Genomic DNA, 17661 nt, shown 5'->3' on the forward strand with positions numbered 1-17661 from the left:
GGCCTGGAGGATTGGCCGGACGGGGTCGGGACGTGGCGGGCCCAAGGGTGGGAGGGGAACGGCGGGCCGCGCCAACTGAAAACAGCTACGGATCAGCCCGGCAGAAAGACGCCGTCGGTGACGTGAATTACGCCGTTTGAGGTATCGACATCGGCCTGCGTCACGGCAGTGGCGCGTCCGGCGGCATCGGTGATGACGATCGTGTCACCTGAAAGCCGCGCGGTGAGAGTGCCGCCCGCCACGGTCTTGATGGTGGCTTCGCCGCCCTTGGACTTGATCAGGGTGGTCAGATCGCTCGCCGTTACTCGGCCTGCAACCGCGTGATAAGTCAGGATGCCGGTAAGTGTGCCCTTGTTCTCGGGTTTCACCAGCGTGGCGACGGTGCCTTCGGGCAGTTTGGCAAAGGCGGTGTCGGTCGGGGCAAAGATGGTGAAGGGGCCGGGGTTCGAAAGCGTCTCGACCAGACCGGCGGCCTGCACCGCGGCAACCAGCGTCTGATGCACACCGGTGCTGACGGCGGTCTCGACGATGTTCGGGGTCTGCGCCTGGCTGGCGTGATGGTGCTGGTGATTATGCGCGGTTGCCGGGGTAATGGCAGCGATTGCGGCCGCGGCGGCAAACAGTCCGGTCTTGATGGTCTTGGTGGGGATAGGCATTGGGATCTCCTTGGTTAAGGCAAGCCCTCCCGATCTTGCACCCAAGCTACGACCTCGTTCGCGCGGCGGATGCACTGCTGCTGCATCCGGTTGGAAAATGTCGAAAAAGCGCCGTGAAACGGTGTGCCCAGGCGGCAGGCCGAAGCGGGCCTAGACTTTCGAGAACGCGCCCTGAGCCACAACCGGCCCTGCGTCCTGCCCTTCGGGTTTGCCCCCGATCGGCTCACGCGTCAGCACCAGTTCGACCCCGCTTGCAAGGTTGCGGGTCACATCCTCGGGCAGGTCCATGCGGGCGACCGCTCCCGGTATGACGACGCCAAGCGATTGCAGCGCGCTGCCATCGGCAGGGACCAGCCACAATTCGTGATCATGCACTCCGTCTGCCGTCAGACCGATCGCGCCGACCAGCATTTCGCTGGTCTCGGGGATGTAGGTGACGTCGAGCCGCAGTCCGGTCTCACCGATCGGAACCTGGGCAACCAGCGGATCATTGACCGCGAGTTGCGGCGTGCCCGTGGGAGCCGGATCTGGCGCGGTCTGCGGGCCAAGCACCAGAACCGCGAGAAGCACGGCAGCCGCGGCGGAAGTGATCGCAGCGGTCCATTGCCAGCGCCGCGTTCGCGCCTGCGCTTCGGCGAGCTTTAGAGCGACTACTTCCCCGCCTGTCCCGGCTGCGGGCGCATTCAGCGCGGCGGCAATACCCTGCCACACATGCGCGCCCGGTTCGGCCCCGGCGACATCGTCGGTGAGCGGGGCAAACCAGTTATCCCACCATTGCTTTCGCCATGCGAAGTTCGGATCGCTCGCATATTTGCCGCGCGCGTCGAGCAGTTCTTCGCCCTCCAGCAGGCCGAGCGCCCACTCGGCAGCGATCATCGGATCGTCGCGCTTGATATCTTCGGGGGTCTTGTCCGTATCGCTCATGACGCCTCACTCGCTTCCAGACAGGCGCGCAGTCTTTGCAGGCCGCGGCGGATCCAGCTCTTCATCGTGCCCAGCGGCACATCGGCGGCTTCGGCCAGCTGGGCATAGGTGTAGCCTTCGAAAAAGGCCGAGCGGATGTGCGCGGCGGTGTTTTCGTCCAGCTTTGAAAGGCACTGATGGATTTGCGCGGTGCGTTCGGCATCAACCAGCAGCGCGTCTGCCAGCGGTGCCTCATCGGGAAGCGGCATGGCTTCTTCCACCGGCACGGCTCCGCCGCGCACCTTGCCTGTGCGCAAACGATCCACCGCCCGGTTGCGCGCAAACGTCGCTAGCCACGAAATCGGGCTCGCCCGCGTGGGATCGTAACGGTCTGCACGTTGCCAGAGATTGATATAGACGTCCTGCAAGGCGTCCTCGGCTTCCTTTCTGTCGCCCAAGATACGCAGGCATATCCCAAACAGTTTCACCCGCGTTGCGGCGTAAATTTCCTCAAGCGCGGCGCTGTCGCCGTCGGCAAGCCGCACCATCGCCGCGCGCAGCCGCTCGCGCGCGACCGTCGCCGGATCGGTTCCGCCGTCCGCCATCAGCAATCGGCCTTGCACGCGTGCGGCCAATTGCCGCGTTCCACCTGAATCGTGGCATGGCCGATGCCGAACCGATCTTCGAGATCGTGGGCGATGGCGTGCAGGAATTCATCCGAAGCCGGCCCGTCAGGCATGACGAGATGCGCGGTCAGCGCCGTTTCCGTTGTCGACATTGGCCAGATATGCAGATCGTGCACCGCGCTCACCCCTTGGAGACCAGCCAGATGCGCGCGCACTTCGGCCACGTCAATCCTTGCAGGAACTGCAAGCAAGCCCAGTCGGATGCTGTCCTTGGCAAGGCCCCAGGTGCCCCAGGCGATCATCGCGACGATGGCAAAGCTCACCAGCGGATCGATCCACCACAGGCCGGTGAACAGGATAGCAATCCCCGCCACCACCACGCCCACCGATACCAGCGCGTCAGCTGCCATGTGCAGATAGGCGCCGCGGATGTTGAGATCATCCTGCCCGCGCAGGAACAGCAGCGCGGTGGCGGTGTTGATGACGACTCCGATCCCGGCGACGATGATGATCACCATCCCTTGCGGTTCGCTCGGCTCGAACAGGCGATGCGCGGTCTCGAACAGGATCGCTCCGATCGCGAAGGCCAGCAGCAGCGCGTTGGCAATGGCGGCGAGTATGGTCGAGCTTTTGAAACCGTAGGTGTAGCGATCGCTGGGCGCGCGCTTCGCCGCGAGATTGGCCGCCCATGCCAGCAGCAGCGCCAGCACGTCGGACAGGTTGTGCCCGGCGTCGGCCACCAGCGCCATCGAATCATAGAGAAATCCGAAAGTCGCTTCGACCACGACGAAGGCCGAATTGAGCACGATGCCGATGACAAAGGCCGGGCCGTAATCGACGGGCGCGTGGTGATGGCCATGGTGATCATGCAGGCCGTGGCAATCGCTCTCCGCGTGGGAATGCCCGTGATGATGTGCGTGTGCGTGGCCCATGTTCGTCTATTCGTAGACGCAGTCGTCGAGCCCGTCACCCTTTACGACATTGATGCGGCGTTCCACGCTGTTGCCATGCCGGGCGAGCCACCCGCCGGGATTGCGCACGGCGCGCTTCTTGGGCTGCGGCAGGGCGACGGCCATGCGGCTGGCTTCGTCAGCGGAAAGGCGGGCGGCGCTCTTGCCGAAATACCGCTGTGCGCCGGCCTCCGCGCCATAAGTGCCGATGCCCGTTTCCGCGACGTTGAGATAGACTTCCATGATCCGCCGCTTGCCCCAGACAGCCTCTATCCAGAAGGTGAACCACGCCTCGAGACCTTTCCGGAAATAGCCGCCGCCTTGCCACAGGAAGACGTTCTTGGCGGTTTGCTGGCTGATGGTGGAGCCGCCCCGGATGCGCCCGCCTTCGGCGTTTTCGCGCGCGGCTTGTTCGATTGCCTCGGTGTCAAAGCCCCAATGGCTGCAGAACTTGGAATCCTCCGCCGCAATCACGGCGGCTACCAGATTGGGATCAATATTGTCGAGGCTTTCCCAATCCTTGGTGATGCCGTTTTCATCCATCAGCATTGTCGCCGTGACGGGTACGGGAACCCATTTGAACACAAGCACCAGCAGCAGGCTGATGCCGATGAACCACAGGATTGCCTGAGCAAGGATGCGCGCGATGCGAAGCGGTAGCGGACGGTCCATAGACGGCTAAATAAGCGGCTCGCGATAGCGCTGCAAACACTTGTTGTATGGCCGCTGCGGGCGTGCTTCTATGCGGCCAAACAGGGGAAATTGACCATGCGCCTTTACCACACCGTCGCCACCGCCATCGCGCTTGCCATCGCGGGTTTGCCCGTTGCCGCCATGGCCGATGATCACGCGGTCGATCATGCCGCGCTCGCCGAAGCGATCGAAGCGGATTACGACAGCTATCTCGCCCCGTTGTTCGTGCATTTCCACCGCAATCCCGAACTATCCTTCCTCGAAAGCGAAACCGCGGCGCGCATGGCGCTGGAACTGCGGCAGGCAGGGCTTAAGGTGACGGAAGGCGTCGGCGGAACCGGCGTAGTCGCAATGCTCCGCAATGGCGACGGGCCGCTGATCCTGCTGCGCGCCGACATGGACGGGCTGCCCGTGCCGGAAAAATCCGGGCTCGACTATGCCTCCACCGCGACACAGGTGGGTCAGGACGGGGTCGAATATCCGGTGATGCACGCCTGCGGGCATGATGTGCATATCACTTCGATGGTCGGAACCGCGCGCAAGCTGATGGAGATGAAGGACAGGTGGTCGGGCACGATCATGTTCGTCGTCCAGCCGGCGGAAGAACGCGTCGGTGGGGCCAAGGCGATGCTCGCAGACGGGCTGTATGAGCGTTTCGGCAAGCCCGACTATGCGCTCGCTTTCCACGTTGCCGCGCAATTGCCCACGGGCAAGGTGTCAGCGGCAGAGGGCATCCAGTATTCGAGCTCGGATTCGGTCGACATCACCGTACCGGGCATCGGCGCGCATGGCGCAAGCCCGCACGCGGGCCGCGATCCGGTGTATATCGCCTCGCAGATCGTTACCGCCTTGCAGAGCATCGTCAGTCGCGAGATCATGCCGCTTTCGCCCGCTGTCATCACCGTCGGATCGTTCCACGCGGGATCGAAGCACAACATCATTTCCGACCGCGCTGACCTGCAATTGACGGTGCGTTCGAACGACGAAGCCGTGCGGGCGCAACTGCTCGCCGCGATTGAGCGGATTGCCGTCAACACCGGCAAGGCGCACGGCCTGCCCGATGATCTGCCGGTCGAAGTGAAGGTGGTGGAAGGCACCCCCGTCACCTACAATGACAAGGAACTGGCCCGCCGCCTCAATGGTGTGATGCAGCGCGATCTGGGAGAGGACGCGTTCATCCCGTTCGAACAACAGGGCATGGGCGCGGAAGACTTCGCCTATTTCGTCGAGGAAGAATTGGGTGTGCCGGGGTATTACTTTGCCGTCGGCGGAACCCCGCAGGAAGCCTTTGATGCTGCCGCAAGCGGTGGGCCTGCGGTGCCGAGCCACCATTCACCGCTGTTCAAGGTCGCCCCGCGCGAAAGCGTCACGCTGGGAACCCACGCGATGATCGCGGCGGTGCTGGATCTCGCTCCGGCGAATTAGGACATCCGCTCTGCCCACGCGACCCGGCGCAGCGGGCCGGGCGTGTGGGTGTCGAACGGGAAGCAGGTGGTGAGCGCGAGCACGCCTTCCCCGCCATCGGCAGGATAGCTGAATTCGTCCCAGCGCAAGGTTTCGAACCCGGTGACGCGGTAGCGCGCCCGCGTTCCGTCGATGCGCTCCATCAGGATTTCGTCTCCGGCCTTCAGGTCCCGGACGAACAGGAAATGCGTATCGCGATGCGCCGCGAGGATTGTCACGCGGCGCGCCGGATCGTCGACTATGGCGGTCGGGCCGAATGCCATCGCCTCGCCCGATCCGCCCGACAGCACCACATCGCTTGCACCAAGACGCGGCACGGTGATCCGGGCCATCGGCGCGGTGTCGGCCCAGCTCCACGGTTTGACGGGAGCGCGCGCGGCAAGGCTTTGGTCGAACGCCCGGTTGAGCAGCACCTGCGCGACTTCGGCCTTGATCGGGATATAGAGCGCCCTGGCCGTCAGTGCCGCTCCGCTCAGCAGCAGGATCGCGCACAACAACAGGGGAAGGGCGCGCCCGATACCTCCCTTCGAAGCGGCGCGCCCCTTGTCCTGGACGATGGTGAGAACGGCCTGCATCAGGCCACCTGCGAATGGAGGCAGCGCAGGAGAAGCGCGCTGCGAAGCCGCTCCCACCGGTGGCCCAAAGCCATCGCCAGACCTGCCAGGAGGAGCAGGAGGCCAAGGCCGAGGGTCAGGACATAGCCGGTCGAGGTTTCCGGCAATCCGAGCTGCTGGCGCTGCTTTTCCATCTCGCGCATCGGCAGTTCGCGGTCACGGTTGGCGAATTGCACGCCGAACAGGTGATCGAAATCCCAACCGGCGGGGAGCAACAGCGGCAGTTCCTCGCGGGTCAGCATCGCGCCTTCGGGGCGGCTGGGGGTGTCGTCCACCGCGATCAGACTGGTGCGGCTGGTGACGAGGTGGAAGGCCATGCCCAGTTCCTCGATGCTTTCGTCAGCGCGCTCGTACGAAGTTTCGCCCGACCAGCGTTCCGCCTCGACCTCGGCAATGCGGCGATAGGCCCACAGCTTGGCCACGACATCGCTCTGGCTGCCTTGCGACAGATCGATGGTTTGCGACCAGCGCCGCCCTTCGATCAGGCCGCTGACGATGAGCGTGCCCTGAAGGTGCCGCGTCCGGCCCAGCAGGACGAGCGGTTCCCCGGCATAAAGATCGGGCAGGTCGCGCGGGGCAAAGTCGATATTGCCGCCGTTGACCGTTGCCCTCAGATCGGTCGCCACGGGACGCGCCAGCCGGTCGAGCAGTCGCTGCATCTGGCTTTCGGCTTCGTCGCCGTAGCCGACATGGGTGAATGTCCCGCGTCCGGCTTCCGCCATGCGCCGCATCAGGAAAGTGTTGGGAGCGGAGCCGATGCCCACCATGAAGACCCGGCTCTGGCCGCGGTTCTGGCTGATCTCCTCCATCATCTCCGCCTCGTTCGAAAGCGAGCCGTCGGTGAGGAACACGATCTGGCGCACGCGCCCGTCCACACTCTTGTCATCCAGGGCAGCTTCCAGCGCGGGGAGCATCTCGGTTCCGCCTTCCGCTTCGAGGCTGTGCGTGAAGCTCTTGGCCTGTTCGATATTGCGCCCGCTTGCCGCCACCGCATCGGGGAACAACTGGGTCATCGTGTCATCGAAGCGGATGATGTTGAACCTGTCCTGCGGGCGCAGCGTTTCGAGCGCGTAGAGCAGGCTGCGGCGCGCGGCGGGCATCGATTCCCCAGCCATCGATCCGGAATTATCGATCACGAAGATCATCTCGCGTGGCGGAACAGCCCCGGTGCGCTCGGCTGATGGCGGGGTGATCGTCGCCATGACGTAATCCAGTTCCCCGTGCTTTTCGCGGAACAGGCCGACGCTGGGGGCATCGCCCGCCGCGCTCCAGCGCAGTTCGAAATCGCGATTGGCGGGTACGGCACCGTCGGCCAGCGTGATCGTGCGGGTCGCCCCTTCGCCTGCGACATTCACCGGGTGATAGGGGCTGGAAATGGTGTCGGCGGTGAAGCCGGGATCGAGATTGACGGTGATGCTGACCGGATTGAGCCCGCCGCCAGCGCGCGCAACCATGTCGGGATCGGCGGTCGGCGCGACGATATCGCTCGCCCCGGCAAGCAGCGCGGCACGGCTGAGCGAGCCGCCGTCCTTCGCGCTTCCGGCGATATAGCGCGGGCCGACGACCAGCGGCATCCGCAGCGAATAATCGCCTGCGACCTGCTGGATCGGAGCCTGGAATTCGATCTGCACCAGCACGGTTTCGCCCGGGCCGACATTGGCGATCGAATTGCGGAACATGTTGGGGCGGTGCTGTTCGACCAGCCCGGCCTTTTGACCATTGGCCTTGGCCTCCTCATAGATTTCGCGCGCTTCCTCCTTGGGTTTGATCCGCCCTTCGAAGATGCGATCACCCACCACCATCTTGAGCGTGTCGACGGCGCCATTGTCCGGCAGGGGATAGAGATAGGTCGCCTCCATCCATTGATCGGATGTGTTTCGGAACGCCTGCGTCACCGTGACGCGAGCGGTCTGGCCGTCGACATCGGCGACGATATCGGTGCCCAACCGCATCGCGGGCACGTCCTTGGCTACTCCGCCAATCGAGCGCAGCACCAGTCCGCCATCGCTGTTGACGGGCATCGGTGCGGGGGGGGCGGGTTCTGCGCGCGCGGTGGAAACGGGGTTTGCGGTGGCGCGGGTGGAGAACGCCGTGCTTGCCGCCGTGCCCATCGCGATCACGCCCAGGATCAGCATCACCGCCAGCGCGTCTCGATCAAAATTCAGTGCAATTCGTCTCATGTCAGCCTCCATTCATCGCAGTTCTGTATCGCTCTAGCGACGAACGGAGGCGGCGCGCCACGGCCAAGACTGGCCAATATCCGCCGCCAGACCGGACGATGCGACGGCAAAATGCAGGTCTGTGCGGATTTGTGCGGATTGGTGCGGGGCAAAGACAAGACAGTGGAGGAAGGAATGGGGTATGCGGGTTTCATGAGCGATTTCGACAACGCAGAGGTGGCGTTCCGGCTGCGCGAGGAGATCGCGCGGCGGCGCCTGTCGCGCGCGCGGCTGGCGGAGCGGGCGAAGCTGTCGGTGTCAACGCTGGAAAAGGCGATTGCCGGGCGCAGGCCATTCACTCTGGCGACAATCGTGCGGCTGGAAGAAGCCTTGGGCGCAAGCCTGCGTGAGGAAGCCGAGGTGGAGGCCGCCGGCCCGTCGCTCGCGCCGCCCGAAATGGGCAGCTATGCGCGCCCGGCGGTGCAATGGATCGAAGGCGACTATCTGACCCTGCGCGCCAGCTTCGGTGAAGAAGGCGCGGTCTATGCCTATCGCACCGAAATCCGCTGGTCGAACGCGAAGGGGCATCTGGTGTTTGCCGAAAACGACCGGATCGATGCGACATTCCAGCAGGCGGGCTTTGTCTCCATGCCGAACCTGTCGGGCCACACCTATCTGATGACAAGCGAGGCTGGGCAGTACCGCATGATCATGCTGGGCCGCGCGACCCGCGAACAGCGCATGTTCGGCCTGCTCGCCACGCTGCAAGTTGGGCAAGGGTCGCAACTCGTGCCCGTGTCATGTCCCGTGGCTCTGGTGCCAATGGTGCAGATCGAAGACCCGCAATTCGGGCTGGTGCGCGAAGGTGACGCACGCATGGCCGAATACCGCAGCATCCTCGATACCGCGACACGCGACGATTACTGCCGTTTGCGCAAATAGGGCTGGCGACGATGATGATCGTGCTCGAAGGCATCAGCGCGGCTGGCAAGACCACCTTTGCGCGGCAGTTTGGCGCAGCGCATCACGTGACCGAGTTCCCCGACCATGGGGTTGCGCCGGGAAAGGATGATCCTGCTGAGGTTCATGCCGCCTATTGGATAGAGCACAATATCCGCCGCTTCGATGCAGCGGTCGCGGCAGAGCGGGAGCACGGCTTCGCAATCTGCGATACCGAGCCGTTCAAGTCGCACTTCGACTGGTGCATGGCGCGCGCCGGCTACAAATCCTTTGACGTGTTCAACGCTGCGATACCTCTGGCGCGCAAGGCTATCGTCGAGCGCCGCATCGGCTTTGGCGATCGCTATTTTGTAAAACGCATCGCTCCAGAAATTGCCCGCGCCCAGAAAGAAGGGGATGTGACGCGCACCCGGCACAATTTCGATATGCACCTCGCACTGCAACCGGACCTCCTGGACTGGTTCGGTGCCTTGTCGCAGGCGCTGCCGGGGAAAGTCGAGTTTGACTTCCCCGACAAGGACACAGTTCTGGCCGAGATCGCGCGCAATTCGTCAGCGGGGGAACCCCACCGGTTCGATATTTCGGTGTTCGACGCGTTGCTGGAACGGCTGCCGGGATAGTCGGCTTTCCTTAGTCGGGAACCGGGCGGGCGCCCCTCACTTCACCTTGGTCTTGCCGCCGCCTGTCAGGCTTGACCAGTCGATCTGGGCGAACAGCCGGTTGGCGATGTTGCCGATCCGATCGGCATCGCTGGCAAAAAACGATCCGCGGTATTTGACCACCCAATCCGATCCCGGACGGCAACCGACCCACAGGAACGACGCCAGTTCGGGGTGGTCAAAGCCATAGCCGCCCGGCTCGATCGTGTAGCTGCGCGAATATTGCGTCATGCCGTCAAATCCCGCCATCGAGAGCCCGGCATCCTCCTCCTTTACCGAGCCGCCTCGGCTGAGGATCGGGCTGTTGGCCCCGTCGAACTGATCGCGGCAAGTCGATCCGCTGAGCGGATAGACATAAAGCGAAATCTCCCCCGGCATTCCATCGGGCGAATATCCGACGCTCGCATCGCTGCCGCTCTCGTCGAATTCGACGACCCGGCCTCGGGTGAAGCCATCAAGCACAGCCGGAAAGGCAATTCCCACGGCCTTGTGAACATAGGGATCAGGCGGGTTCTCCACCTCGTTCTGAGCCGCAACGGGCGCGCACAGCCCCATGATGACTGCGGCCAGTGCGAGTGCGACGGTACGAATGTGATGCAGCATGAAATTTGCCCTCCCACTTCCGGCATAACGGGAGGGGAGGGCAATTCAAACCCTTGCGGGCCGATTTTCGTGGTGCCGGCTGGTCAGCCAAGCCCCTGACGATGCGTCATGCGACGCCGGGCAGCAGCCTTTCGCCGGCGATCCGCTGCATTGCCTTTTGCAGCTTTTCGAAGGCGCGCACTTCGATCTGGCGGATGCGTTCGCGACTGACGTCGTAGACCTGGCTGAGCTCTTCGAGCGTCTGCGGCTTCTCCGTCAGGCGGCGTTCGGTCAGGATGTGCTGCTCGCGCTCGTTGAGGCTCTTCATCGCCTCGATCAGCATTTCGTGACGCACATCGGCTTCCTCGGCATCGGCCACGACTTCGTCCTGAAGCGGACGATCATCGGTCAGCCAGTCCTGCCATTCGCCCGATCCTTCTTCGCCATTGCGCATCGGCGTGTTGAGCGATCCGTCGCCGCCCATCATCATCCGGCGGTTCATGTTGACCACTTCCTGCTCCGGCACGCCCAGATCGGTGGCGATCTTGGTCACGTCATCGGGCGACAGGTCGGTGTCTTCATAGGCTTCGAGCTGCTTCTTCATCCGGCGCAGGTTGAAGAACAGTTTTTTCTGGGCGGCGGTGGTGCCCATTTTCACGAGGCTCCACGAACGCAGGATGTATTCCTGAATGCTCGCCTTGATCCACCACATCGCATAGGTCGCGAGGCGGAAACCGCGATCGGGCTCGAACTTCTTCACGCCCTGCATCAGGCCGACATTGCCTTCGGAAATGAGGTCCGACACGGGCAGACCATAGCCGCGGTAACCCATCGCGATTTTCGCGACGAGGCGCAGGTGGCTCGAAACGAGCTGCGCGGCGGCTTCCGGATCTTCGTGTTCGGCGTAGCGCTTGGCGAGCATGTATTCCTGCTCAGCGGTAAGCACCGGGTATTTCTTGATCTCGGCCAGATAGCGGTTGAGGCTCTGCTCACCACTCAGGGCCGGGACTGCGTTTGCTTTGCTCACTATTTCCCTAACCTTTCCTGTGTCGACCTCTGATGCCGGACCCCTGATGGGCATCCGGTCGTTTGGGCCACGTGGTTACATATAAACGGTCTTTGCGCGCTTTGCTGCGCTTTTCATCGATTAGAACGCCCAAGTTCGTCGATTAGTTCCTGCATGTCGTCGGGTAAATCGGCGGTAAACCGCAGTTCTTGCGAGGAAATCGGGTGTAGGAAACCCAATTCCGCCGCATGCAGCGCCTGCCGCGCAAACCCGAGCGAAGTCAGCAGGGATTTCAGTTCCTTGGGTGTTTTTCCGTAAAGCGGATCTCCCAATAGCGCATGGCCAATTGACGCACAGTGAACGCGCACCTGGTGGGTACGCCCGGTTTCAAGGCGGCATTCGATCATCGCGCTCGAATCCAGCCTCTTGAGCGTCTTGTAATGGGTGATCGCGTGTTTCCCGCGTGAGGAATTCTTGTCGAGCACCGCCATTTTCTTTCGGTTCGCATCGCTGCGCCCGATTCGCGCATCAATCGTGCCCTCGGCGGGGTTGGGATGGCCCGCGCACACCGCGATATAGCGGCGGTGGACGGTATGCGCGGCGAATTGCGCCGCCAGCCCTTCGTGCGCGGCATCGGATTTGGCAACCACCAGCAGGCCCGATGTGTCCTTGTCGATGCGGTGGACAATGCCGGGGCGGGCAACCCCGCCGATGCCCGACAAGGATCCCTCGCAATGGTGCAGCAGCGCGTTGACCAGCGTGCCGTCGGGATTGCCGGCGGCCGGGTGTACCACCATTCCGGCGGGCTTGTTGATGACGATCAGGTGATCATCCTCGTAAGCGATGTCGAGCGGTATCGCTTGCGGGCGCGCTTCGGCTTCGGCAGCGGCGGGCACGGCAATGCGGAAACTGGTGCCGGCGGCGACTTTCTGACTGGGCGAAGCGGCATAGGCGCCGCCCACTTCGACCATCCCGTCCGCGATCAACGCCTGTATTCGCGCCCGCGAAAGCGCGGTCGCATCCGCCAACGCCTTGTCGAGGCGGGCAGGGGCGGTAATGGTGCCGGTGATGATTTCCGGTTCGGACATGATTGCGGGCATGCGCGATGGACATTGAGGTTACAAGAGCGGTGCTGGATGCTCTTTGCGAAATGAGCGAAGCTGCGCTCCCGAACGAAGCCTGTGGCATCCTGTTGGGCGAGGGGGTGCATATCACGGCTGCGATACCCACCCGCAACGTCCACCCTCACCCGGAAACACATTTCGAAATCGACCCGCAGGCATTGATCGACGCGCACCGCAAGGAGCGCGAAGGCGGCCCGGCAATCATGGGATATTATCATTCGCATCCCACCGGCGATGCCCGGCCTTCGGCGACTGACCGGGCGATGGCGGCAGGCGACGGCAAGCTGTGGGCGATCGTGGCCGGTTCGACGGTGACACTCTGGCGTGACCTACCGGAGGCCTTCGCTGCGCTTTCCTACCGTGTCATTGACCGCTAGATAACGGCAGATGACCGCAGAAATCCGCCACTTCCCCGGCTATTTGATGCCAATTGTCGGCGCGAGGTGGATAGGCGGATTTTTTATCCCTAGGACTGTGTTCCAAGTGTTCCATCCTGTAGGAAATCCGATACCGAAATGACTTCGCAAACCGATCTTGCCGCGCTCCTGTGTTCGCGTCTTTGCCACGACATGCTTTCGCCCGTCGGGGCTTTGTCGAACGGGCTGGAACTGCTGGCTGACGAAACCGACCCGGAAATGCGCAAACGCTGCATCGAACTGCTCGAACAAAGCGCCAAGATCAGCACCGACAAGCTCAAGTTCTTCCGCCTCGCTTTCGGGGCTGCCGGGGGCTTTGGTGAAACCGTCCCGGTCGAGGAAGCGCAGGAGGTGATCGCGGCGCTGGCAGGGGACAACAAGCGGGTCGAACTGAACTGGGCGATCGCCGATGCGAACCTTCCCAAGCCAGCCGTCAAGGTGTTGCTGAACCTGTCGCAGATCGCGCTCGATGCACTGGTGCGCGGCGGGACGCTCGACATCGGGGCGGAACGGCGCGACGGCAATGTCGAGATCGTGGCGCGGGCAACCGGCGATCGCATCGCATTTGACGAAACCATCGGGAAGGCGTTGCAGGGCGATCTCGATGCCGAGGACATCACCAGCCGTACCGCAGCCGCGCACATGGTCGCGCTGCTGGCCGAGGAAATGGGCGGCGGATTGCAATATGCGCTTTCAGACAAGGCGCTGGTGCTGGGCGGGGTGCTGCCCGAAGCGGAGGGCATGATCGGGTGACGGGCGATTGGCGCGACATGGAGGAAAGCGAGCTGGTTCACCGGGTGGTGCCGTCGCCTAATTTCAACGATCGCGCCTCGCCCGTCACAATGCTGGTGCTGCACTACACCGAGATGAAGCCGGTCGAGACCGCACTTGACCGGCTCACCGATCCCGAAGCGGGAGTGTCCGCGCACTATCTGATCACCGAAGAAGGCGAAGTGATCCAGCTGGTGTCGGAAGCCAAGCGCGCCTGGCACGCGGGCACATCCTACTGGCGCGGGATCAAGGATGTGAATTCGGCCAGTATCGGAATCGAGCTTGACCACCCCGGTCACGCGGGCGGCTATCGCGAGTTCACCGATGCCCAGTTCGAAGCGCTGGTGCCGCTGGTGGCGCGTATCGTGAAGCAATACGACATCCCGCGCGCCAATGTCGTCGGACACTCGGACGTCGCGCCGCTGCGCAAGATCGATCCGGGCGAGCTGTTCCCGTGGGATCGGCTGGCCGAATACGGGCTGTGTCTGCCGCGTCCGGGCAAGCTTGAGCATGTGGATCCGTTCCACAACGAAGGAGCATTCATCCTCGCGCTGGAACGGTTCGGCTATGACATCACCGAGGGGCGCAAGACGATCGAGGCGTTTGAGCGCCGCTGGCGACCGGACCGGATCGAAGGCCGGCCGGATGCGCAGCTTGGCGCGATCCTGTGGCACCTGCTGCTGGAAAGGGATCGCGGCGCGGCAAGATAAGGACGAGGCCAGAAGGCCCGCGAGGAGAGGGAGAGGACATGAGGAATTCGACGATGCTGGGGGCGCTGGTCACGCTGCTGGCTCTGGCAGGCAATGCGCCGCCACAAGGGACTGCGAGCGAGGCGACTGCGGCGCGCAACGCCGCTGTGGCCGAAAGCCTGCCGCTGGACGATCAGAGCGACTTTGAGGACGCACGACGCGGCCTGCTGGCGCAGCTTGATGGCAACATCCTCAACCCCGACGGCAGCGTCGCGTGGAGCGTAAACGGGCTGGATTTCCTAGATGCGGAGGCCCCTGCCACGGTCAACCCATCGCTCTGGCGGCAAAGCCAGCTGACGGCGATTCACGGCCTGTTCGAGGTTGTTCCCGGCATCTATCAGATCCGCGGCTATGACCTGTCGGTGATGACGCTGATCGCCGGCCAGACCGGCTGGATCGTTATCGACCCGCTGTTGACGGCCGCGCCTGCCAAGGCCGGGTTGGAGCTGGCGAACCGCACTCTTGGCGAGAAGCCGGTGGTCGCGGTGATCTACACCCACAGCCATGCCGACCACTTCGGAGGTGTGCTGGGCGTGACCACTCGTGAGGCGCTTGCGGCGGGCGAGGTGCAGATCATCGCGCCGGAAGGGTTCACGGCTGAAACGGTCGGGGAAAGCGTTCTGGCTGGGCCCGCAATGGGTCGGCGCGCGCAGTACCAGTTCGGGGCGAAGCTGGCCGACGGGCCGGAAAACCGGGTGGGTGTCGGCTTGGGCGCAAAGCTATCAACCGGGGCTATCGGTCTGCTGCCGCCGACGCGTGAGCTGAGCGCTGAAGACGAGCGCCTCTTGATCGACGGCATTGTGTTCGACTTCCTTGATGCAGGAGGGACTGAGGCACCTTCCGAGTTCGTGTTCTACCTGCCGCAGTTCCGGGCGCTCCACACCGCCGAAGTGGCGACCCGCAACTTCCACAATATCCTGACTCCGCGCGGGGCATTGGTGCGCGATGCACTTAAGTGGAGCCGCACGCTCGATGCGATCCTGACGCGGTTCGGATCGGAAAGCGACGTCATGCTTGCTTCGCACCATTGGCCGGCATGGGGGGCGGAGAATGTGCGCGAAAAGCTGCGCAATCAGCGCGACACCTATCGCTTTACCCACGATCAGACCCTGCGTCTCGCTAATCAGGGTTATACGATGGATGAGATCGCCGAACTGATCGGCGAGCCGGACTTTGCTGCAGGCGATTTCGGCACTCGCGGCTATTACGGAACGTATCAGCACAACGCGAAGGCGGTCTACCAGCGCTATTTCGGATGGTGGAACGCCGTACCCGCAGATTACGACGCGCTGCCCAAAGTAGAGGAGGCACGCAAATGGGTGGAGGCACTGGGCGGCGCTGATGCGGCGCTCGCGATCGGGCGCAAGGCCTTCGACGAAGGCGAATACCGCTGGGGCGCCACCTTGTTGCAGACGCTGGTCTTCGCCGCGCCGGACAATGCCGAGGCAAAACAATGGCTCGCCGCGACATACGAACAACTCGGCTTTCAGGCGGAAGGCGGGACATGGCGCAATATCTATCTTGCCGCAGCCCAAGACTTGCGCGATCCGCCCGATACAGACGCGCTTTCCACGACATCTGCCGCTGTGCTGGCTGCGATCCCCACGGTCGACCTGTTTGATTCTCTGGCAGCGCGTTTCAATCCGGCAAAGATGAACGGAGCTGAGGCAATCGTGCAATTCACGTTCCCGGATATCGGCGAGGCAATCACGGTCGATTTGCGCAAGAGCGTGATGTTCCCGCGGAAGGGCGAGGCAGAAGCACCCAGCGCGCTGCTCACCATCAACAGGTCGGATTTCAACCGCTTGCTGGCGCGAGAGGTGGGAGTGCAAGAACTCATGGCCAGCGGAGCCGCTTCGATCGAAGGGAACCCACTGGCCCTGCTTGCCCTGTTTCAGGCGCTGGACCAGCCCGACCCCTTGTTCGAGATTGTCGAGCCCTGATCCCGACGGCGTCTTTCCAAAGCCGGCATGCGCGCCTATCTGACAGGCATCAGGGGGCTGAGGCAGCCGCGTTTCCCCAAGGGATGCGAGGAAAGTCCGGGCTCCACGAAACAAGGGTGGCGGGTAACGCCCGCCGGGCTTCGGCGTTCGCGCCGGAGTTCAGGGATAGTGCCACAGAGAGTATACCGCCGATGGAGCCTAAAGCTCACAGGCAAGGGTGAAAGGGTGCGGTAAAAGCGCACCGGGGCGCTGGTAACAGGGTCCGCATGGCAAACCCCACCCGGAGCAAGGCCAAATAGGGGCCTCGCGCGTCCGCAAGGGCGCAGGCGTGTTTCGCGCCGAGAGGCCCGGGTTGGCTGCTAGAGCCGTCTGGCAACAGGCGGTCCAGATGAATGGCTGCCGCCGCAGCGCTGGTGCGAAAGCATACCGGTTGCGGAGACAGAACCCGGCTTATGACGCCCCCTGATACCACGCTCGCATTACCGAGGAACCGAGGGATCGCGCCTCCGTTCAGCTAGGATGACCATGCTAACCCACCCCACTCGCAGTTTTGTCCAACGCAGCATCATTGTGCTGGCGGTTGTCATTCAGATCGGCGCGACCTTCCTGCCGCAACTCGGATTTGGGGAGCCGATTGGCAACCGCTCCGACAGTATCAGAACGCTCATCACGCCCTCGGGCTGGGCCTTTGCGATCTGGGGGCCCTTGTTCCTCGGATCCGCCGTCTTCGCGGTCTGGCAGGCGCTTCCCGCGCAGCGCAACAACGCCTTGCTCGACAAGATCGCATGGCCCGCAGCTGTAGCGCTGGCGGCTCAGGGTGTCTGGGCGACCTACACCCAGTTCGCCAATCTCACGGCGGTGTCTGCGGCGATTATCTTGACCTCGCTAGGCGGTCTGCTGCTGTGCTTGCGGGCCTTGTCAGCCCAAGATGCGCTGACAGGCGGCGAGCGCTGGTTCGCGGCACTGGTGCTTAGTTCGCTTGCAGCCTGGCTGACAGCGGCGAGCATCGTCAATGTGTCGGCGACGCTGGTTTATTACGGTTTGGGCGGCGGTTTCGCATTTCCTCTGGCTGCTGCGGCCATGGTCGCCGTTGGAGGCGTGATCGCCGCGCTTGCCACTGTGCGATCACGCGGTAACCCGTGGTATGCGCTGGTGTTCTGCTGGGCCGTGCTGGCGATCTATTTTCGCGGCGGACAACAGGATGCGATGATTGCCGGTTCCTGCATGTTTGCCGGGGCGCTGGTTATCCTGGGCATGGCTATCGGCCTCGCCAATCCGGCTAACCGGCGTCACTGGCTGGGCTTCTAAACCAATAGCGCGAACCGCAAAGAAAAGCGCCGGGCCTCACCATCTGGCAAGGCCCGGCGCTTTTGTCGCCGGAAGGCT

18 protein-coding genes and 1 other RNA gene are annotated in these 17661 nt (G+C 63.4%); 9 read left to right on the plus strand and 10 right to left on the minus strand.

What is annotated here, in order from left to right; all coding sequences use genetic code 11:
* Window positions 1-92: 92 nt before the first annotated feature.
* The 5 genes from AABA34_RS05825 to mtgA all read right to left on the minus strand — a co-directional run bounded on the left by AABA34_RS05825 (window position 93) and on the right by mtgA (window position 3807).
* The gene (locus AABA34_RS05825) at window positions 93-656 is read right to left on the minus strand and encodes a fasciclin domain-containing protein (RefSeq protein WP_338304301.1); all 564 of its coding nucleotides are present in this window, start codon (window positions 654-656) and stop codon (window positions 93-95) included.
* Window positions 657-806: 150 nt separating this feature from the next.
* On the minus strand, window positions 807-1580 hold the full coding sequence (locus AABA34_RS05830; RefSeq protein ID WP_338304302.1) for an anti-sigma factor: 774 nt from the start codon (window positions 1578-1580) through the stop codon (window positions 807-809).
* Window positions 1577-2164, minus strand: coding sequence for a sigma-70 family RNA polymerase sigma factor (locus AABA34_RS05835; RefSeq protein ID WP_338304303.1), 588 nt, complete (start codon window positions 2162-2164; stop codon window positions 1577-1579). The genes AABA34_RS05830 and AABA34_RS05835 overlap by 4 nt, the downstream gene beginning before the upstream one ends.
* Window positions 2164-3117, minus strand: coding sequence for a cation diffusion facilitator family transporter (locus AABA34_RS05840; protein ID WP_338304304.1), 954 nt, complete (start codon window positions 3115-3117; stop codon window positions 2164-2166). The genes AABA34_RS05835 and AABA34_RS05840 overlap by 1 nt, the downstream gene beginning before the upstream one ends.
* A 6-nt stretch (window positions 3118-3123) precedes the next feature.
* Window positions 3124-3807: a monofunctional biosynthetic peptidoglycan transglycosylase gene (mtgA, locus tag AABA34_RS05845; protein WP_338304305.1), complete on the minus strand. Its 684-nt coding sequence runs from the start codon at window positions 3805-3807 to the stop codon at window positions 3124-3126.
* 96 nt (window positions 3808-3903) lie between these two features.
* On the opposite strand from mtgA, the gene AABA34_RS05850 reads away from it, so the two are divergent.
* Entirely contained in the window at window positions 3904-5253 is a 1350-nt protein-coding gene (locus AABA34_RS05850) for a M20 metallopeptidase family protein (RefSeq protein WP_338304306.1), read from the plus strand.
* On the opposite strand, the gene AABA34_RS05855 is transcribed toward AABA34_RS05850, so the two are convergent.
* Window positions 5250-5867 (minus strand): sortase domain-containing protein, encoded by a 618-nt coding sequence (locus AABA34_RS05855; protein WP_338304307.1) that lies wholly within the window; start codon window positions 5865-5867, stop codon window positions 5250-5252. The two genes, AABA34_RS05850 and AABA34_RS05855, sit on opposite strands and share 4 nt — an antisense overlap.
* Window positions 5867-8086, minus strand: a complete 2220-nt coding sequence (locus AABA34_RS05860; protein ID WP_338304308.1) for a marine proteobacterial sortase target protein — start codon at window positions 8084-8086, stop codon at window positions 5867-5869. Before AABA34_RS05860 ends, AABA34_RS05855 begins: the two co-directional genes overlap by 1 nt.
* A 192-nt stretch (window positions 8087-8278) precedes the next feature.
* Between AABA34_RS05860 and AABA34_RS05865 the strand changes: the two genes are divergently transcribed.
* Window positions 8279-9007, plus strand: a complete 729-nt coding sequence (locus AABA34_RS05865; protein WP_338304309.1) for a helix-turn-helix domain-containing protein — start codon at window positions 8279-8281, stop codon at window positions 9005-9007.
* A gap of 11 nt (window positions 9008-9018) precedes the next feature.
* Window positions 9019-9645, plus strand: coding sequence for a hypothetical protein (locus AABA34_RS05870; protein ID WP_338304310.1), 627 nt, complete (start codon window positions 9019-9021; stop codon window positions 9643-9645).
* Window positions 9646-9681: 36 nt separating this feature from the next.
* Here the strand turns inward: AABA34_RS05870 and AABA34_RS05875 are convergent, their stop codons facing one another.
* The 3 genes from AABA34_RS05875 to AABA34_RS05885 all read right to left on the minus strand — a co-directional run bounded on the left by AABA34_RS05875 (window position 9682) and on the right by AABA34_RS05885 (window position 12360).
* The gene (locus AABA34_RS05875) at window positions 9682-10287 is read right to left on the minus strand and encodes a hypothetical protein (protein WP_338304311.1); all 606 of its coding nucleotides are present in this window, start codon (window positions 10285-10287) and stop codon (window positions 9682-9684) included.
* Between the two features lie 106 nt (window positions 10288-10393).
* Entirely contained in the window at window positions 10394-11347 is a 954-nt protein-coding gene (gene rpoH / locus AABA34_RS05880; protein ID WP_338304312.1) for an RNA polymerase sigma factor RpoH, read from the minus strand.
* Between the two features lie 59 nt (window positions 11348-11406).
* Complete coding sequence (locus AABA34_RS05885) at window positions 11407-12360, minus strand: RluA family pseudouridine synthase (protein WP_338304313.1); 954 nt, start codon at window positions 12358-12360, stop codon at window positions 11407-11409.
* Between the two features lie 17 nt (window positions 12361-12377).
* Here AABA34_RS05885 and AABA34_RS05890 point away from each other — a divergent pair, with 17 nt between their 5' ends.
* From AABA34_RS05890 to AABA34_RS05915, 6 genes are all read left to right on the plus strand, one after another.
* Window positions 12378-12773, plus strand: coding sequence for a M67 family metallopeptidase (locus tag AABA34_RS05890; protein WP_338304314.1), 396 nt, complete (start codon window positions 12378-12380; stop codon window positions 12771-12773).
* A 138-nt stretch (window positions 12774-12911) separates the two neighbouring features.
* Complete coding sequence (locus AABA34_RS05895) at window positions 12912-13565, plus strand: histidine phosphotransferase family protein (RefSeq protein WP_034952254.1); 654 nt, start codon at window positions 12912-12914, stop codon at window positions 13563-13565.
* 17 nt (window positions 13566-13582) lie between these two features.
* Window positions 13583-14293: an N-acetylmuramoyl-L-alanine amidase gene (locus AABA34_RS05900; protein WP_338304700.1), complete on the plus strand. Its 711-nt coding sequence runs from the start codon at window positions 13583-13585 to the stop codon at window positions 14291-14293.
* 38 nt (window positions 14294-14331) lie between these two features.
* Window positions 14332-16275 (plus strand): alkyl/aryl-sulfatase, encoded by a 1944-nt coding sequence (locus AABA34_RS05905; protein WP_338304315.1) that lies wholly within the window; start codon window positions 14332-14334, stop codon window positions 16273-16275.
* 50 nt (window positions 16276-16325) lie between these two features.
* Window positions 16326-16744, plus strand: an RNA gene (gene rnpB / locus AABA34_RS05910) — RNase P RNA component class A.
* Window positions 16745-16800: 56 nt separating this feature from the next.
* Window positions 16801-17583, plus strand: coding sequence for a hypothetical protein (locus AABA34_RS05915; protein ID WP_338304316.1), 783 nt, complete (start codon window positions 16801-16803; stop codon window positions 17581-17583).
* Window positions 17584-17661 lie beyond the last annotated feature (78 nt).

The sequence above is a fragment of the Erythrobacter sp. Dej080120_24 genome (assembly GCF_036322605.1).
Classification (GTDB): Bacteria; Pseudomonadota; Alphaproteobacteria; order Sphingomonadales; family Sphingomonadaceae; genus Erythrobacter; species Erythrobacter aurantius.

Excerpts from the sequence above, each read along its gene's own strand:
- AABA34_RS05860 (WP_338304308.1), bottom strand. The coding sequence starts at position 8,086 with ATGAGACGAATTGCACTGAATTTTGATCGAGACGCGCTGGCGGTGATG.
- AABA34_RS05865 (WP_338304309.1), top strand. The coding sequence starts at position 8,279 with ATGAGCGATTTCGACAACGCAGAGGTGGCGTTCCGGCTGCGCGAGGAG.
- rpoH (WP_338304312.1), bottom strand. The coding sequence starts at position 11,347 with ATGCCCATCAGGGGTCCGGCATCAGAGGTCGACACAGGAAAGGTTAGG.
- AABA34_RS05895 (WP_034952254.1), top strand. The coding sequence starts at position 12,912 with ATGACTTCGCAAACCGATCTTGCCGCGCTCCTGTGTTCGCGTCTTTGC.
- mtgA (WP_338304305.1), bottom strand. The coding sequence starts at position 3,807 with ATGGACCGTCCGCTACCGCTTCGCATCGCGCGCATCCTTGCTCAGGCA.
- AABA34_RS05890 (WP_338304314.1), top strand. The coding sequence starts at position 12,378 with ATGGACATTGAGGTTACAAGAGCGGTGCTGGATGCTCTTTGCGAAATG.
- AABA34_RS05870 (WP_338304310.1), top strand. The coding sequence starts at position 9,019 with ATGATGATCGTGCTCGAAGGCATCAGCGCGGCTGGCAAGACCACCTTT.
- AABA34_RS05850 (WP_338304306.1), top strand. The coding sequence starts at position 3,904 with ATGCGCCTTTACCACACCGTCGCCACCGCCATCGCGCTTGCCATCGCG.
- AABA34_RS05885 (WP_338304313.1), bottom strand. The coding sequence starts at position 12,360 with ATGTCCGAACCGGAAATCATCACCGGCACCATTACCGCCCCTGCCCGC.
- AABA34_RS05840 (WP_338304304.1), bottom strand. The coding sequence starts at position 3,117 with ATGGGCCACGCACACGCACATCATCACGGGCATTCCCACGCGGAGAGC.
- AABA34_RS05900 (WP_338304700.1), top strand. The coding sequence starts at position 13,583 with ATGGAGGAAAGCGAGCTGGTTCACCGGGTGGTGCCGTCGCCTAATTTC.
- AABA34_RS05835 (WP_338304303.1), bottom strand. The coding sequence starts at position 2,164 with ATGGCGGACGGCGGAACCGATCCGGCGACGGTCGCGCGCGAGCGGCTG.
- AABA34_RS05855 (WP_338304307.1), bottom strand. The coding sequence starts at position 5,867 with ATGCAGGCCGTTCTCACCATCGTCCAGGACAAGGGGCGCGCCGCTTCG.
- AABA34_RS05875 (WP_338304311.1), bottom strand. The coding sequence starts at position 10,287 with ATGCTGCATCACATTCGTACCGTCGCACTCGCACTGGCCGCAGTCATC.
- AABA34_RS05905 (WP_338304315.1), top strand. The coding sequence starts at position 14,332 with ATGAGGAATTCGACGATGCTGGGGGCGCTGGTCACGCTGCTGGCTCTG.
- AABA34_RS05915 (WP_338304316.1), top strand. The coding sequence starts at position 16,801 with ATGCTAACCCACCCCACTCGCAGTTTTGTCCAACGCAGCATCATTGTG.
- AABA34_RS05825 (WP_338304301.1), bottom strand. The coding sequence starts at position 656 with ATGCCTATCCCCACCAAGACCATCAAGACCGGACTGTTTGCCGCCGCG.
- AABA34_RS05830 (WP_338304302.1), bottom strand. The coding sequence starts at position 1,580 with ATGAGCGATACGGACAAGACCCCCGAAGATATCAAGCGCGACGATCCG.